We start from the raw sequence: 15,625 nt of genomic DNA, 5'->3' as shown, positions 1-15,625 counted from the left end.
ATTATAAATTATGAATGCGGACAGAAATCAAAAAGAGTAGAAAACGCATACAGAAGGGAATGTTGTTTTAGCATTTTTTTCTGTGGTTGCAAGCTACTCAAATCTTTCCACACTTCATTTCATTGGCAAAGGTAGATAATATTTTGGATTTATTGCTACTTTTGCTTCGTATTAACAGACTATCTTATGAAAAATAAACTAAAAACCGCTATTATACTATTGGTGTATATTGCTGTCACAGTGGGTATTTATGCCTTTATTTGTTATCTGAACCATCAACCGTTTGACGACCTGCGCATATTGTATGCCGTATTGATCGGCTGTGTGGCTTACCTTCCACGGCATTTGATGATCCGTAAATTACGAAAGAACCAGAAATAGCTCTCTAATTGTTTTATGAAGTACCGGATGGACAACGTCCGGTGCGATTTCGGCAAGCGGCTCTAAAACAAATTTTCGTTCGTCCATCAATGGATGAGGCAATGAAAGCCTTTCGTCCTGTAATATCTTATCACCATAAAGCAAGAGGTCAATATCAATCAGACGGTCGCTATATACCCCATCATGTGATTTATGTAAACGCCCTATTTCCTGCTCTATCTGTTGGGTCCTTTCAAGTATATCGAAAGGAGACAGAGACGTCTCCACTCCCGCCGCAGCATTCAGAAAGTTATTATCAGATTGAAATCCCCAGGGGGCAGTAGCATAAAAAGCGGACAGGGAAATCACTTTCCCTATCCGCTCTTCTATTTTCTGTACAGCGACACGAAGATTCAACTCCTTATCACCCAAATTAGTACCTAATCCCAGATATATTCTCATCACTTATCCAAAATCAGCATCGCATCTCCATAAGTACCAAAACGGTAGCCTTCTTTCAATGCTATGTGATATGCATCCATTACCTGCTCGTAACCACCAAAGGCAGCCACAATCATCAACAGAGTAGAAAGTGGCATGTGGAAGTTGGATACCATAGCATTAGCCACTGTAAAATCATACGGCGGGAAAATAAACTTATTCGTCCATCCTTCATATTCTTTCAAATGCCCGTCTGTGCTCACCGTGCTTTCAATGGCGCGCATCACAGTTGTTCCCACAGCACATACATTCCTACCAAGATCCTTGGCACGGTTCACAATCTTAACAGCTTCTCCGGTTACGAACATCTGCTCAGAGTCCATCTTATGCTTTGTCAGATCCTCTACGTCGATGTCACGGAAGTTACCGAGCCCTGCATGCAATGTGATATACGCAAAGTCTATGCCTTTTATTTCCATACGCTTCATCAATTCGCGGCTGAAGTGCAGACTCGCAGTAGGTGCTGTCACGGCTCCTTCGTTTTTAGCGAAAATAGACTGGAAACGTTCTGCATCTTCTTCTTCCACCGGACGGTTAAGAATCGTATGCGGCAGCGGAGTTTCACCTAACGCATACAATGCTTTTTTAAATTCGTCATGAGGACCGTCATATAGAAAACGGAGCGTACGTCCGCGTGAAGTAGTATTATCAATTACCTCAGCCACCATTGAATCGTCATCACCGAAATAAAGCTTATTGCCTATACGGATTTTACGTGCCGGATCCACCAATACGTCCCACAAACGCAGCTCTTCATTCAGCTCACGCAGTAAGAACACTTCGATACGTGCACCGGTTTTTTCCTTATTTCCGTACAAACGGGCAGGGAATACCTTGGTATCGTTGAATACAAACACGTCTTTATCATCAAAATAGTTCAGGATGTCCTTAAACATCTTGTGCTCAATCTCTCCCGTACGCTTGTGGAGTACCATCAAGCGCGATTCATCCCTATACTTTGTAGGGTGCAAAGCAATCTTTTCTTCGGGTAACTTAAATTTAAATTGCGACAGTTTCATGATAATAATGTGCGTTTATTAATTATTTTATTTCTTACTTTTCTATTTCAATCAGATATCTCAACTTCCTGCTGATCTATCCATTCTGCAAATTTTGCAGGATCCAGGCATTGCTCCAACTTTATCTCCCCCACACGGGTACGTATCAATCCGGTCAGATGTGCACCGCTTTGCAAGGCTTCCCCGATGTCGCGTGCCAATGCACGGATATAAGTTCCCTTGCTGCATACCACCCTGATCTTAATTTCCGGTAAGTTACATTCCAGCAGTTCTATCTCGTCAATCACCAGCAATTTGGGCTTCAACTCCACTTCCTGACCTTTACGGGCCAAATCATAAGCACGCGCACCATCTACTTTGCAAGCCGAGAATGCCGGAGGCACTTGCTGTATTTCACCAACAAATGTTTTCAACGTCTCTTCCACCAACTCCCGGGTGATATGCTCCGTAGGATAGGTAGCATCAATCTCATGTTCCAGATCGTACGATGGAGTAGTGGCACCCAACTGAATGGTAGCAATATATTCCTTTGTATGATACTGAAATTCCTCTATTCTCTTGGTAGCTTTACCTGTACAAACAATCATTACCCCTGTTGCCAGCGGATCGAGTGTACCTGCATGCCCCACCTTCAATTTCTTCACTTTCATCCGTCGGCAAATATGGTACCGGGCATGCCCTACGACCTTAAAAGACGTCCACCCCAACGGTTTATCAAAATAAAGTACTTCTCCTTCTTTAAAATTCATCCGTTACTTATTGCAATTGTGAAACAACGATGGTGACCACTCCTGCTATTGCACAATAAATAGCGAAATAAATCAGTTTTCCTTTTTTGACGATATTAATCATCCACTTGCAAGCCAGGCACCCTGAGACAAAAGCGGCAATAAAACCCACTATCAGTGACAAAGCCGGAATATCTCCCGCAATAGCCTCACCTTTTATCATCTTCATAGCATCCAGCAAAGCTTCTCCCAATATAGGCGGTATCACCATCAGGAAGGAGAATTGCGCCAGTTTTGCTTTATTATCACCTAATAATAAACCTGTAGCAATTGTACTGCCCGAACGAGACAGTCCCGGCAATACGGCACAAGCCTGCGCCAGCCCAATGATAAACGCGTCTTTCATCGAGATGTTCTCTTTCTGACGTGGTTTTGCATAATAAGAGAACGACAGCAAAGCAGCCGTAAGCAACAGCATGCAGCCAACAATCAGCAATCCCGAACCGAAAACAGCCTCAACTTCATCCTTGAAAAACACACCGACGATACCAATAGGAATCATCGAAATTAAAATATTGATCACATAACGTGTTTCGCTGTTCATCTTAAACTTAAACAGGCCACGGAATATCCAATCTATTTCTTTCCAGAGAATGACCAATGTACTGAACACGGTTGCAACATGTACTACAATGGTAAATGCCAGATTCTCTTCTCCCTCTATACGAAACAAAGCCGAGCCAATAGCCAAATGCCCGCTACTGCTCACCGGTAAATATTCAGTCAGTCCCTGAATCAATCCAAGGATCAGTGCTTCAAACCATTCCATCCTGTTTTATTCTTTTGTTTTAGGTTTGCGCATTACGCCATATATCATAAAGATAAAACCCAGGAAGCAAACCACCGGAGCCACTTTAATTCTTCTCACACTGAAAATATCCGCCTGAAACACCGCTTCCGACGATGAAGGTCCTGTCATCAGGATAAAACCCAAGATAACCACTGCCATGCCGATGGCAAGCAAAATGAAGTTCGTTTTATCGAAGGCAAATTTCTGTTTATCACCCATTGTTATTTACAATTAATTTATTTACATCTATAAATCCGGAACTACACGTAGTACAGCGTGCTTGCTTTCATTCTCAGATATTTATTAATAGAAAGATAAGCACATAAGAAAGTGATGACCACTCCGAATACCAGTACTGCACCCGATACCAACAACATGACTTCAGGTGTAATCACCCGAATTAATTCCGGCTCGTACGACACAAGCCAATAAGCGGCTCCCATCAGGATTGTATCTGCAATAAAAGCAGCTAAAACCCCACTCCATATATTTCTTTTCAAAAATGGCCGACGGATAAATCCCCAGCTTGCTCCCACCAGTTTCATAGTATGAATCAGGAAGCGTTTTGAATAAATAGCCAGCCGGATCGTATTATTAATCAGCGCGAAAGAGATAAATGTCAGCATAATGGCCAATCCCAGCAGCACCAAGCTGATGTTACGTATGTTTTCATTGACCGCGTCAATCAGATCTTTCTGATATAACACATCTTGTATGTTGGTATTCCTTTTAATCAATTTCTCAATCTTCGCGATACTGTCAGAGTTCGCATAATCAGAATGCAATTTAATCTCTATTGAGGCCGTAAACGGATTATACCCTAAAAACTCTTGCGGATCGGTGCCCATAGCCTCGGTCTGCTCTTTCAATGCTTGTTTCTTTGAAATATATTCCGTCTCTTTCACGAAAGGTTCATTATTCAGCCGTTTCTGAAGCTTCAGAATATCCGTTTCTTTCATATCATCGCTGATCAATACAGAGAAATTTATATTTTCGCGTACATAAACAGACAAGTTATTGGCTGCCAACACAAAGAACACCACAAGCCCCAGTAACAGCAATACCAACGTGGTACTGATGCTGGAAGTTATGAACTGCATATCAAAATATGACACAGCGTTATTTCTGCTTTTACTCTTCATCAGCGTTTCTTTCTGAATACATAAATCATTGAACTGCTTCGTTCCTTTTTGGCCTGAGCACTCAACCAAGCCGCCGATCCGGTCCACATACCTTTTGCAAAAGAGTAAGCACTCCCTTTATGTTTCTCAGTCAGCATCGACACATAAAAAGCATCGAATGGCATCGGATGACGGGCTGCCAGGATAAATCCATGTTTCGACCCAAACTGCTGAATCGTGGCAGGCGTAAAATGCCATAAATGACGGGGTACATCATAAGCAGCCCAATATTTCCCATATTTCATTGCATCGTATGACGAACAATTGGGCACAGCCACTATCAAGACACCTTTCTCGGTCAATAATTCGCGCAACAACTCCCACGTTTCATCCAGATGCTCCAAATGTTCCATAACATGCCACAGCGTAATCACATCAAAAGAACCGGAAACGAACCCTTTCAATGCAGACTCCGGCTTTACATCCAATCCGAAATGTTCGCGGGCAAACCCACGGGCCTGCACACTCTTTTCCACGGACTCCACTTCCCATCCCCTATTCTGCATCGTATGGGCAAAATAACCTGTTCCCGTACCAATATCCAATATTCTACCGGTTTTACGATGCGACTCTTTCATGACCAAACGTGCCTTACGACCAAGCATATACTGACGTACATGATGGTAAATGGCATTCATGGCACCTTTCTTCGTGTCCGAATGGGAAATATAATCAGGTGTTTCGTAATATCTGCCTATCTCCGCCTCTACCGGGACTCCTTGTGTAAAAGTAAATCCGCAATCTTCGCAGGTGTACAAGTCAAACTGTTCACCGGAGGCATAAAAATCAGTACAGGTCATAGCACATTTCAAATGTGTGCTCCCACATAGCGGACAGGCATTTATAGTGAGTTTATTCATTGGTTTTATCTGCATATTTAAGCGTACCCCGAAACGTCAGGACACACTCCACCCGAATTTGGTGCAAAATAACAAATAAAAAGTGACGGATAGGCATTTCCTTAAGGAGGTTTAACAATAATGGCAAGGCAACTGTTCGTTCATAGCAATCATTCCCACTTCACATCTCCTTTTTCATAAGTAAATATACGCTCCGCCGTCTTTCCTTTCCAGCGGCAGTTCTTCAACATCAACAATGCTCCCCGGGGTACTTTCTCAAATACAAGATACCCTTTATGATCGGCTTGCTTACGCTCCACAGTCTTCCAACCATTGTTCCAATATCTTAACTCAAATTCATCCGGACAGAACAATTGTGTTTTCAGGTAAGAAGTCATTCCAATATGACTAACCATATACTCTTTTCCCAGATCTATATCTACCAGCCTTTCTGCCACCCTGCCTCGATAGCCCGTCGCCCCCAAACCATCGGTTATCATCCCGGGCACTTCATTCCTTCCGGTAGCCCTCATCGGAGTAATTATCCTCACATTCCCGATCCGTCCTTCTTCCGTATAAAAAGAAAGCTCCCCCAAAGCAATGCTATCCGACGGTAATAATAACCTCACAAAGCGGTAAGGTAATCGTGCGGACACCTTCCGTACAACCGGCTGCAGAGCCAGCGAGTCCGTCCATCTGCATAGTTCCTCTTCTGATTTTCCATCAAGTAATCCTACTATCCGGCTTCCTTTCATACACCCCAGATATTCCCTATTCTGATCATAAGCCGGCGCTCCCGTCACCATCCTCACGGCAACCTCCTCTGTTTCTTCATTTCCGCTCAGCTTCTCCATCGTTCCGTCATTCCGCAATCTGAAAGGTTCTGCTGCGGGCAATAATCCCCCCCGCTTGTAATAAACGGGTAAATAAACCATGTCCTTACCCATTTCCCGAAAGACAGCCCTCCCGTTTTCTATCTTTGCCCACTGCACAGGGTGCCAGTCCTGATATCCGAACACAGCCAAATAAGCATATTTCACCCCTTGAGGCGCCTCACCTGTCAACTCCACCGTTACGTCGGCCGTTTCAAAATACTCCGAAGAAACATCCACCTTTTTCACACTACGAAATAGCTCCGGAATATCAGCTTTATCCACCTCTACATCTGCCAACGGTCCTTCAATATGATTTGAGTAGGTATATCTGTATACCTTCGGAAGGCGGAATCTTCCCCAAAGCTCATCATCATCCCGGTTATTATAAATCCGCTTATATTTCCAGCGATCATTATCCCAAAACGCCTCAAAAGCATGCGATTCCCCGTCTATTAGCACCACATTCCAGGTATGCGAATTATTTCGGTTTCCCCATGCCGGGACAAAGTCAATGGCAACCGGAATCCCCAACGATGATAATAACAAAGAGTTATACCAACAGCGCTGTGCACATAACCCATGACGCATCTTCTCAAAAGTCGCCGCATTCCATATCGGAATCTTCGTCCCCCAAAAACCGGAATGAGTCAGATACTTATATTCGTATAACAACGAATCGATCTCTTGTTGCCAATCCTTTCCCTCTTTCACAAAATACTTTCCCTGATGCCGTTTGTTGAACTCCCGGCGTGCATTGTCAATCGATAAGCCATTCTGTCGCCTATAAGGCAGTATATACTCACAAAAGTCTTCAAACGAACAGTTTCTTGAATGCACATTCTCCACCCATGCCCGAAATGCCAGATCAATTTCCCGGATTAAATCTTCCGCCTTCATGCGGGTAATATCATAGTTAAGTTCCTGCCTCACCCGATGTCGATTACTAAAATCTTTCCAAAGACTATCTACCTGTTTCCCCCATTCCGTTCCTACCCGATAGCCATACTTTTGTCCCAATGAATCATAAGCCTCATAAAAAGCAGAACAATCCTGCTCTACTATCGGATTAGCTCCATAACTTCCGGGCATATTGCCAATCAAGAAGCGTGCTGCTTCCAGCTTCCGGTCATCTCCTTCATAATGCTTCAGCACCGCTTCAAGTTCATTACGATTATTGCCCGAAAGGGATAAGGCTTCCTCCACTTGTCTGCCCTGCCCCCCGCACGACGAAACAAACCAGAATAAGCCTAACCCAATGCATATATATAGTATACGGAATCGTAAAAACATCTAATAATACTAATGTTAGTCAAACAAAAAGCTATATTACCTTTGGCCTATCTTAAATTACTTGGCATTTCCTATTATTTTCAACTGCAAAGGAGAAGTAGAAGCATTACAATATACCGTAATAGTTTTATTAAAATGCTCCGGATGATCTGCTTTATAAGTCACAACCATATCCAATGAGCCCCCTGGCTCAACGGGCTCTTTTGAAAACTCTACTGAAGTACAACCACAAGAAGTATTTACGTCATCAATGACTAGCAAGCCTTTACCAGTATTCTGCAAAGTAAAAGTGCAATACTGAACTTTCTCTGATGAGAATTCTCCAATATCAATGAGAGTCTCAGAAACAATGACTTCTGTCTGTAACTGTTTTCGAGATGCTATACTCTTCTTTCCAGAAAGAATGTTCAAATATATATATTTAATTTTTTCACTATTAACAGGGTTACCAATAGCCACTACCTGATTATTCCCATCAAGCAAAAAAGTTTGAAACCTTGTATCATCTGGAAAATGGTTTAATTTATTTAAAGTATCCAATTGATCAATGCATACAGGGTATTTAAAATGATCTACTTTCAAAGCATACCGCAGATCTCTTTCATTTTTCGGAGAGAAAAAGAATAAAAACTGAACAGAGTCCGTACTTACTGAATCAACCTCTCTCATAAAATGAGCCCAATTGGTCAACCGCATCTTACAAAGTGTACACCCCGTTGAATCTACATAATTGATTATTTTAAATCCATTTAAATTTGAAAATTCAATAGTATCTCTTCCTTGAATAGTAAAAATAATGTTATTGGGGAATATAATCTCCTTATGCATCCATTCTTCTACCAACACCTCCATATCCTTTCTTGAAGTACCCACACAGGAAGAAAGGAAAAGAATATACACAACCAACGTATATTTCATTTTTAAAATATATTAAAGTATTTATTCTACTATAAGAGCCCATCCAAATCCAAATAAGCGAATTGGAACTCATCAACCAAGGCCATGACAATCCTATTATTCTGACTATCAACACAATAATCCTGTATCTTATGTCCGGTTTCTATCGTTTTGATATAATTACCGTCTAAGTCAAAAACAATAAAGCATGTAGGTTCATATGCAGTCATAGTATCACCACCAGAATAAGCCACGACAATCTTATCCCTATAAATGACTACTTTGCCATAATAATGAATACTATTACTCATCCGATTATCCCAATATGGACCATAAATGTTATATTTCAGATCACCATTCATATTACAAATCGTCATTAAGTCATGATGATTATAAGTCTCCACTATCAAATCTTTTTCCGTAGATACGGCAAACATAGCACGCTTTCGCTCAACCTCAGGGTGGGCATATTTCATCGGAATCATTTCGCCAGTAATCATATTCCAACGAGCTAAAGACTGTTGAAACGACGCTCCTTTTATTTTCGTTATAATACGGGCAATACATAAAGTATCATCTAAATACGCATATCTATCTGGAAATTGCGCTCCCCCAATATTCGTCTTAATTTCAGGAAGATAAGATCGATTAGTAAGTAAACTATCCAAATCGTAACAAAGTATCTTCATTTTACCAAGATCTGGAACATGAATTTTATGGTGAACTTCATCCACTACTATATTTCCCATATTTGTAATCTCGTTCGGACCTTCTCCTAAATACCCGGTACCAACAACATAACTAAAATCATTTTTATTAAAAAGATAAATCAAAGTATCATACGATGTGTGATCACTTACAATTAAATAATCATCAATAAGGTTTAGCCTAACAACTCTCCCTATCAACGGATTATCAATTACAATCTCTTTTATATCATTACTCACATTAAATACATTACCACGACTACGCTGATACCTCTCTACACCGCTATTTGAGGTACAACTAAAGACAAGCAACAACAACATAAAATATAATAGTTTATTCATAAGATCGTTTAATTAATCTAACAATATAGAGAATCTGAATACCACTAAAATGGTATTCAGATTCTCTATATATGACACAAGTGACTTCAAATGACTTTTAGCAAATTACAAAAAGTTATTTCCATTTTTTCTCTCTATAATCAGAATAATTATGATAACAATGACAACCATCACCATCACTCAGACACCCATTAGGACAATCTGGATTATAATCAGGATCATTCTCTGAGCTACTTGCCAACGCTTCCACATTAGCCATTGCCAAATCCGACATTGTTATTTCCGCTCTCTGTGACTGATATATATTGTAACCTGCAAAAATTGCGACTACAGCGACTATCAGGACCGCAAAAATCTTCTTACTCATAACTTACATATTTTTTACGAGGTTAATAATTTTCTTATTTGTCGTGTCTCTCTTTCGGGAAGCCACCTCCTCCGTAGAAAAAGTAAATGCTACATTTACTCATTCCAATGAATTTTTCGCTATTTTTGTGCCGGGCAATCTCCTTTTTTAAAGGTTATCCGGGAGTGGACGATTCTAAGACTTTTCCCAGGACGTAGATCGTTCCACTCCCGGATAACCAAGTTAATATTTCTAATAATCCAAACTAAATCCTTGGCTCACATACTTCACTTTATCATGTTGAATTGGGCAATCCACAGAACCCGCACCAATACAAAAAGTATAATTAGGAGTTTCTCCGTTAGCCAAAGCTTCTACATTTTGAAGTGATAAAGAATTTAAATCACAAACTTGTTTTACAGGCATCCAATGCCCCATAGAAATAATAGCAATAAGAAGAATAGCTATTTTTAAAGTGTTTTTCATGTCTATATGCGTTTAAAATGTATGCAAACATAAACTATGTTTTTCATATCATCATCATTTGCCGCGTTACAAAGCGTTACAAGGCCTCAATTTCCGGCAGTTGCAGCTGAAAAAGATCTCTGTTGTGCTGAACAATAGAAATAGAAGGATCGATTTGAAGTACCTTAGATAAACGATGCTTAGCCGTCCGGAGGCACTCCCGGCTCCTTCCGGATAAACACTTCTCGATTTCTTCACGTGTCAATTGACAATCAGTAGCGTTTAAGAAAGCCAGCAAGAGAGTAGAGGACTGAAGATTAAGTGGAATTATTTCCCCATTACACACCAATATCTTTTTATATGCATCAAAGGTCAGTATAGGACTCAATTTATAGATCAAGGATTTTGTTCCCAACAGTTCTTTTGCCTTGTTTAATTCCGCTATTTGCCCTTCGTACACCTTTGACTTTTGCTCCAGATCCTTCAACAGCATGTCCTTTTCCCGAGCATCAGATCGCTGCATTTCAATCTGGTGCGCATATTGATCCCGTATACTCGCTAACTCTACTAATTTTTCTTTTGACTTATTTAAATCGGCTATCTGATCTTCGCACTCTTTCAACTTTTGCTCCAGATCCTTCAACAATATGTCCTTCTCCCGAGCGTCAGATCGCTGCACTTCAATCTGGTGCGCATATTGATCCCGTATACTCGCTAACTCTACTAATTTTTCTTCCCTTCTTTTTAGCTTCTCCGCTAACAGCCAACGCTCAGACTGTGTTTTAAACAAGTGCTTTCTCACCCTAAACAAATAGATCAAAAAAACAATCAAACACAAAGTCATACCAACGATCACCCCAAATGGAAAGAAATGATATCTACAAACCGACCACCAAGTATAAAATAAAAAACCAGAAACCTCTATTTCACATCTTTCCCCCAAATAAACAACAAACTTCAACTCTGGAGACAGATTGACAGTTTGGCTTTTTCTATATAAGGTCCTATTTTCCAAGTCTGTAGTTACTATTTCTATCGCAACTCTTGCCAGAATATGTTGTGTTTGCAGGCTATCCGCCCAGGTCTGGCTCAAAGTCATGGGAGATAGCTGCTTCTCGGAACAAATAACAGAGTGTAATGAACGTTCTCTCGATATCTGAGAAAGATTTTTCCGGCTCTTCGCAACATCCACTTTATACTGTCTGGATCCGGTTTCGGTCATAATCAAAACAGTTAAAGAAACCGTGTCACTTGATATCCCTGAAAAAGAATAAAATAAATCCAATTCTTCCCCTTTCTTTTTCATTTCATCTTTCAACACTTGTGTAAATAGGTTTTCTGCCTTTATACGCATCAACTTCTTATTCCTTTGAAAGAAATAATAACTAATCAGGAATGCCAATAACACTATGACTCCAATAGATAACAACAATCTAATATATTTCATTTCAATACCTTTAAGTAGAAAGTAATGCTTTAAGACAAAATTCTAAATTAAAAACAAGTTGATATTTCTTTTAAATAAAGACATATCACTATTCAACCCATTTTACTTACAAAGGTAGTCTTTCTTCTCAAAAAATTCCACAAGATGCAGATTAAGGTATCTTATGATTCTTAGAAAAATATTTTCTTCATACAGTCTAAGTTCATCTTGACAGCCAAGATACGCATCTTAAGGCGCAAGATATGTATCTTGGCGCGTAAGATGTACATCTTGCGTGCTAAGATGAACTTTAATTACTGACCTAAGCAAGTTTACCTCTCGCGTTTTAGAGCTTTTAGTAAAGTGATTTGCCGTTTTAAGATTGGTTTCTTAACTTCTTTCTGTTTTTTAGTAGCATCACCCCGTAGTGAATCTATTTAAGCGGAAAACCGTTTATAGACAGCTTGCTTTATTCTTGAAAATTGTAGAATACATATCAATTTAAAGATAAGCAAGACAGTTCATAAGCATTCTGTTCACTTTCCGCAATTACATAGATTAGATTGTTTTTCTCATCCACAGCTATATTTACAAGACCATGGTTAGCCTTAATTTTACTTGTTGGAAGTCCTTGCCAACTAAATACAGTAATCTCTGAAGGTAAAGCTTCGTTTCCTCTATTATGCAATAATGCATAAATACTATTATTTGTTGCATATACATCTTCGAAACCAATCTGAGTCGTTTCATTGGAAACTACATACGCCGGAATTGCTCCTTCAGCAATACCATATTTAGGTTCGTAAATATAAAGCGTTTTATTCAATGACAAACGACAATTTTCGTCCAAGTCAAATAGCTCCAAGATCCCTCCCAGATAGGTCGCATTCAACATCTTCGTCCTGTCCGGTTTTAACTTGGTTTTGGTATTACTACAGAAAACCGACCATACTTCTTCTTCATTATTTGTATTTAAACAATCAGAGAAAGAATTGTATAATTGAGTAATCTTTCCATCTTTTAATAATCCAAACCGAAGATCCTTATGGTTCGCTTTTACAAGAAAATCCGAATCTTTAAGAGAAAGCATATCATAGATTATTGTGGGTACCTCAGAGTGTGGCAAGCTACCATAATTCACTTGCATAACTTCAGATTTCAATGAATCTTTTAAAAAAGAAGAGACATCATATTTCACTATTTTACGCATTGAAGAATCGTATGCATACATGTTTTTTCCATCTTCAGATAAATTGAATGCCCCCACATTTATAAAATCAGCAGGTCCCTGACCTTTTTCTCCAAATGATTTTACAGGTACTCCCTTTAGAGTAAACAGATGAAAGAAGTTATTATTAACATTATCCAACACCAGTAGCATTGAGTCTATAAGTTCTATTTGCAAAGGATACGAAAATAAAAACGTATCATTTAAAACAACCAGTTCCCGTGATATGCTATCGCTACAAATAACTTCATTTGAAAACTCAACCTTCTCTTTTGCCGGATGACATCCCCAAAGAATAATCCCTATTAAGATTAATACACTGACATTTTTATTCATAAGCATCCGATTTTAGGCGGACTAAAAGCTTTACTTAGCTTTCAGACCTAAAGGTTTCTACTTTAAAGTCCTTTAGGAAGTGACTGATTTGCCTGTTTTAAAGGGAATAGAAATACTTCCACTCCCTTTGATAAATTCATCTTCAAAGATTAAATACTGAATACTGCTTTAATCTCCTATACTGTATGCGTCATATACAATATCGACCTTGTCATGACTAACAGGACAATCTACTGATCCGCGTCCATAACAATGAGTTTGCGAAGATTCTTCTCCACTTGCCAAAGCTTCTACATTCTGCAATAAAAGAAGATCTACATCCTGAAATTTCTGCACCGGTTTTAAATACCAAATCGAGACGATAGCAACCAAAAGAAAAGTTGCTTTCAAATAGTTCTTCATTTTCATAAGATATATGTTTTAATTATTCACTGCAAAGTTAAAAGCCATTACTTAATAAAATATCATATATTGCATTACAATTTATTACATAGTATAAAAGATTCCCTAAATTATTCCTTTTCCGGCAGTACTAATTGATATTTATCAATATCCCTCTGAAAAACAGTAATCTCAGGATCTACACTCAACACAATACGCAAACGAGAAATAGCTACACGCAAACGAACCATGCCTCCACTACCATCTTTCCACAAACATTCCAATAACTCTTCGTAGGTTAAAATATATTCAGGAGCATTCAGAAAAGCATCCAAAAGTCTACAGGCCTGTGAAGTAAGCGGAATTGTTTGATCACCACAAATTAATAACTTTGCATAAGAATCAAAAGTGACCTTCGGACTCAATATATAAAGTAATGGTTCTTTCCCGGACTCTCTTAATTCTTTAAGCTTTTGAATTTGTATCTCATACTCTTTCAGTATTTTCTCCATATTTTTTCGTTCTTCTTCACGCTCTTCGCCTCTTGCTGAAAGGTCTTTAATCCGTTTTTCATATTCTCTTTGTTTTGCCTCCAACCTTTTCTGATCCTTTTCCAATTGTATTCGAACTTTTCTTTCACGATCCCGATCATTAGCTAAACGTCTTTTATCATTTCGGATTTTAGTTATATACTTCTTCACCAGATACCAACCACAGAAAATAATGATAAGAGCGGCTGCCACAATCCCTATTACTTCAAATGGAATACTATCATATTGATATACAGCCCACCATGAATAGGACCAGAAACCAATAATCTCAAGTTCACATCTATTACCTACATAAAAAGTAATTTTGTGTGTCCCAGAACAAAGGTCATTGCAATTCTTACATTTAAAATGGGAGATAGTATTATCCAAATGAGTTATTGATATGTGTACATCGGTTTTAGCCAAGATTTTATGTCTTTTGAGTACTTTATTCCAAAGTTGTTGTAAAGTGTCTGTAGATAGGCAACTTTTTGTGCAGACAACTGAATGCCAAGACCGCTCTGCCATATTTTGTGAAATATTCATTTTGCTTTTCTTTGCGTCCACGGTATAAGACTTAACTCCTTCACTTGTCGTAACACGAATTATCAAAGGAACCGTATCGACTACTACTCTAGAAACATAAAACAGATTCAACTCTTGCTGCTTTCTGTGCAACTCTTTCTCGAGCACTTCTACTAAAAGGTCTTCCGATTCGGTGCGCATTGCCTCCACATTTTTCTGATAGAAATGAATGCTGACCAAAAATGCTTGCATTATTATACCCAAAATCCATAAAAATAATCTAGAGCGTTTCATCGTAGTTTGTTTTTGCAAACAAATGTAATACTTTACAATATTATCTCAAAATCTCACTACCAATTTCACTGATTAACAGAGGATAAACATACAATCGCCCGATTATTGATATAAAAAATAGAACCCTAAATGTTTACCTCAAACAACAATAATCAAAAGATTATTGATTTCACGGCATTTCCCATATTAAATTCTAAAATAATTTAACGATTAGGCTAAAAAAGAAATTTTGACATAATACGTCCATTTCAACGCATTACAATTTATTACATACCATCACATTATTAAAAACCAACCTATTAACAGGTAATAAAAAGTAATACATTCTTTTTAATTAAAAGAAGCACATACAATTAACAGATAAGAAATCGAGGCTGGGTGTTAGGGTAATATTGTTTTAACAGCCTCACTCTCCCCCAACTCAATGTATAAAACAAAAAAATTGTCTAAGGAAAAGATCTCGACATTCAACAACCGTCTAAATATCAAATATTTAAAAACAACA

At 38.8% G+C, this 15,625-nt stretch carries 17 protein-coding genes; 1 reads left to right on the top strand and 16 read right to left on the bottom strand.

Features of this window, described 5'->3' with window-relative positions; genetic code table 11:
• Positions 1 to 186 precede the first annotated feature (186 nt).
• The gene (locus QK890_RS14365) at positions 187 to 381 is read left to right on the top strand and encodes a hypothetical protein (protein ID WP_005812400.1); all 195 of its coding nucleotides are present in this window, start codon (positions 187 to 189) and stop codon (positions 379 to 381) included.
• Here QK890_RS14365 and folK read toward each other — a convergent pair.
• The 16 genes from folK to QK890_RS14285 all read right to left on the bottom strand — a co-directional run bounded on the left by folK (position 361) and on the right by QK890_RS14285 (position 15,120).
• Positions 361 to 822 carry a 2-amino-4-hydroxy-6-hydroxymethyldihydropteridine diphosphokinase gene (gene folK, locus QK890_RS14360; RefSeq protein ID WP_022012688.1) on the bottom strand — a complete coding sequence of 154 codons (462 nt, stop codon included), beginning with the start codon at positions 820 to 822 and terminating at the stop codon, positions 361 to 363. The two genes, QK890_RS14365 and folK, sit on opposite strands and share 21 nt — an antisense overlap.
• Positions 822 to 1,880: a tRNA preQ1(34) S-adenosylmethionine ribosyltransferase-isomerase QueA gene (gene queA / locus QK890_RS14355; RefSeq protein ID WP_005779710.1), complete on the bottom strand. Its 1,059-nt coding sequence runs from the start codon at positions 1,878 to 1,880 to the stop codon at positions 822 to 824. Before queA ends, folK begins: the two co-directional genes overlap by 1 nt.
• Before the next feature lie 47 nt (positions 1,881 to 1,927).
• Positions 1,928 to 2,629 (bottom strand): tRNA pseudouridine(55) synthase TruB, encoded by a 702-nt coding sequence (gene truB / locus QK890_RS14350; RefSeq protein ID WP_005812404.1) that lies wholly within the window; start codon positions 2,627 to 2,629, stop codon positions 1,928 to 1,930.
• Between the two features lie 7 nt (positions 2,630 to 2,636).
• The gene (locus tag QK890_RS14345; RefSeq protein ID WP_367627432.1) at positions 2,637 to 3,437 is read right to left on the bottom strand and encodes an undecaprenyl-diphosphate phosphatase; all 801 of its coding nucleotides are present in this window, start codon (positions 3,435 to 3,437) and stop codon (positions 2,637 to 2,639) included.
• A gap of 6 nt (positions 3,438 to 3,443) precedes the next feature.
• A complete protein-coding gene (locus tag QK890_RS14340; RefSeq protein WP_005812418.1) occupies positions 3,444 to 3,677 on the bottom strand; it encodes a DUF3098 domain-containing protein in 234 nt (77 codons plus the stop codon).
• A gap of 41 nt (positions 3,678 to 3,718) precedes the next feature.
• Positions 3,719 to 4,600 carry an ABC transporter permease gene (locus tag QK890_RS14335; RefSeq protein WP_005812419.1) on the bottom strand — a complete coding sequence of 294 codons (882 nt, stop codon included), beginning with the start codon at positions 4,598 to 4,600 and terminating at the stop codon, positions 3,719 to 3,721.
• The gene (locus QK890_RS14330; RefSeq protein ID WP_367627431.1) at positions 4,600 to 5,499 is read right to left on the bottom strand and encodes a class I SAM-dependent methyltransferase; all 900 of its coding nucleotides are present in this window, start codon (positions 5,497 to 5,499) and stop codon (positions 4,600 to 4,602) included. Before QK890_RS14330 ends, QK890_RS14335 begins: the two co-directional genes overlap by 1 nt.
• 149 nt (positions 5,500 to 5,648) lie before the next feature.
• The gene (locus QK890_RS14325) at positions 5,649 to 7,643 is read right to left on the bottom strand and encodes a hypothetical protein (RefSeq protein WP_367627430.1); all 1,995 of its coding nucleotides are present in this window, start codon (positions 7,641 to 7,643) and stop codon (positions 5,649 to 5,651) included.
• 57 nt (positions 7,644 to 7,700) lie between these two features.
• Positions 7,701 to 8,561, bottom strand: coding sequence for a DUF1573 domain-containing protein (locus QK890_RS14320; protein WP_250713186.1), 861 nt, complete (start codon positions 8,559 to 8,561; stop codon positions 7,701 to 7,703).
• Positions 8,562 to 8,590: 29 nt separating this feature from the next.
• On the bottom strand, positions 8,591 to 9,589 hold the full coding sequence (locus QK890_RS14315) for a 6-bladed beta-propeller (protein WP_367627429.1): 999 nt from the start codon (positions 9,587 to 9,589) through the stop codon (positions 8,591 to 8,593).
• A gap of 115 nt (positions 9,590 to 9,704) precedes the next feature.
• The gene (locus QK890_RS14310) at positions 9,705 to 9,956 is read right to left on the bottom strand and encodes an NVEALA domain-containing protein (RefSeq protein WP_367627428.1); all 252 of its coding nucleotides are present in this window, start codon (positions 9,954 to 9,956) and stop codon (positions 9,705 to 9,707) included.
• 231 nt (positions 9,957 to 10,187) lie between these two features.
• A complete protein-coding gene (locus tag QK890_RS14305) occupies positions 10,188 to 10,421 on the bottom strand; it encodes an NVEALA domain-containing protein (RefSeq protein WP_005797070.1) in 234 nt (77 codons plus the stop codon).
• Between the two features lie 76 nt (positions 10,422 to 10,497).
• The gene (locus QK890_RS14300) at positions 10,498 to 11,847 is read right to left on the bottom strand and encodes a hypothetical protein (RefSeq protein WP_367627427.1); all 1,350 of its coding nucleotides are present in this window, start codon (positions 11,845 to 11,847) and stop codon (positions 10,498 to 10,500) included.
• Between the two features lie 475 nt (positions 11,848 to 12,322).
• Positions 12,323 to 13,390, bottom strand: a complete 1,068-nt coding sequence (locus QK890_RS14295) for a BF3164 family lipoprotein (RefSeq protein ID WP_220576168.1) — start codon at positions 13,388 to 13,390, stop codon at positions 12,323 to 12,325.
• A 168-nt stretch (positions 13,391 to 13,558) separates the two neighbouring features.
• The gene (locus tag QK890_RS14290) at positions 13,559 to 13,798 is read right to left on the bottom strand and encodes an NVEALA domain-containing protein (protein WP_367627426.1); all 240 of its coding nucleotides are present in this window, start codon (positions 13,796 to 13,798) and stop codon (positions 13,559 to 13,561) included.
• Between the two features lie 104 nt (positions 13,799 to 13,902).
• Positions 13,903 to 15,120: a winged helix-turn-helix domain-containing protein gene (locus tag QK890_RS14285; RefSeq protein ID WP_220576167.1), complete on the bottom strand. Its 1,218-nt coding sequence runs from the start codon at positions 15,118 to 15,120 to the stop codon at positions 13,903 to 13,905.
• Positions 15,121 to 15,625 lie beyond the last annotated feature (505 nt).

Origin of the sequence: Bacteroides sp. NGMCC 1.200775 (assembly GCF_040798045.1) — a bacterium.
GTDB classification, from domain to species: domain Bacteria; phylum Bacteroidota; class Bacteroidia; order Bacteroidales; family Bacteroidaceae; genus Bacteroides; species Bacteroides hominis.
This window is presented reverse-complemented; position numbering and strand designations above follow the sequence as displayed.

What these genes read in the sequence shown, in the direction of transcription:
- QK890_RS14365 (WP_005812400.1), top strand. Translation starts at nt 187, where the DNA reads ATGAAAAATAAACTAAAAACCGCTATTATACTATTGGTGTATATTGCT.
- folK (WP_022012688.1), bottom strand. Translation starts at nt 822, where the DNA reads ATGAGAATATATCTGGGATTAGGTACTAATTTGGGTGATAAGGAGTTG.
- queA (WP_005779710.1), bottom strand. Translation starts at nt 1,880, where the DNA reads ATGAAACTGTCGCAATTTAAATTTAAGTTACCCGAAGAAAAGATTGCT.
- truB (WP_005812404.1), bottom strand. Translation starts at nt 2,629, where the DNA reads ATGAATTTTAAAGAAGGAGAAGTACTTTATTTTGATAAACCGTTGGGG.
- QK890_RS14345 (WP_367627432.1), bottom strand. Translation starts at nt 3,437, where the DNA reads ATGGAATGGTTTGAAGCACTGATCCTTGGATTGATTCAGGGACTGACT.
- QK890_RS14340 (WP_005812418.1), bottom strand. Translation starts at nt 3,677, where the DNA reads ATGGGTGATAAACAGAAATTTGCCTTCGATAAAACGAACTTCATTTTG.
- QK890_RS14335 (WP_005812419.1), bottom strand. Translation starts at nt 4,600, where the DNA reads ATGAAGAGTAAAAGCAGAAATAACGCTGTGTCATATTTTGATATGCAG.
- QK890_RS14330 (WP_367627431.1), bottom strand. Translation starts at nt 5,499, where the DNA reads ATGAATAAACTCACTATAAATGCCTGTCCGCTATGTGGGAGCACACAT.
- QK890_RS14325 (WP_367627430.1), bottom strand. Translation starts at nt 7,643, where the DNA reads ATGTTTTTACGATTCCGTATACTATATATATGCATTGGGTTAGGCTTA.
- QK890_RS14320 (WP_250713186.1), bottom strand. Translation starts at nt 8,561, where the DNA reads ATGAAATATACGTTGGTTGTGTATATTCTTTTCCTTTCTTCCTGTGTG.
- QK890_RS14315 (WP_367627429.1), bottom strand. Translation starts at nt 9,589, where the DNA reads ATGAATAAACTATTATATTTTATGTTGTTGTTGCTTGTCTTTAGTTGT.
- QK890_RS14310 (WP_367627428.1), bottom strand. Translation starts at nt 9,956, where the DNA reads ATGAGTAAGAAGATTTTTGCGGTCCTGATAGTCGCTGTAGTCGCAATT.
- QK890_RS14305 (WP_005797070.1), bottom strand. Translation starts at nt 10,421, where the DNA reads ATGAAAAACACTTTAAAAATAGCTATTCTTCTTATTGCTATTATTTCT.
- QK890_RS14300 (WP_367627427.1), bottom strand. Translation starts at nt 11,847, where the DNA reads ATGAAATATATTAGATTGTTGTTATCTATTGGAGTCATAGTGTTATTG.
- QK890_RS14295 (WP_220576168.1), bottom strand. Translation starts at nt 13,390, where the DNA reads ATGAATAAAAATGTCAGTGTATTAATCTTAATAGGGATTATTCTTTGG.
- QK890_RS14290 (WP_367627426.1), bottom strand. Translation starts at nt 13,798, where the DNA reads ATGAAAATGAAGAACTATTTGAAAGCAACTTTTCTTTTGGTTGCTATC.
- QK890_RS14285 (WP_220576167.1), bottom strand. Translation starts at nt 15,120, where the DNA reads ATGAAACGCTCTAGATTATTTTTATGGATTTTGGGTATAATAATGCAA.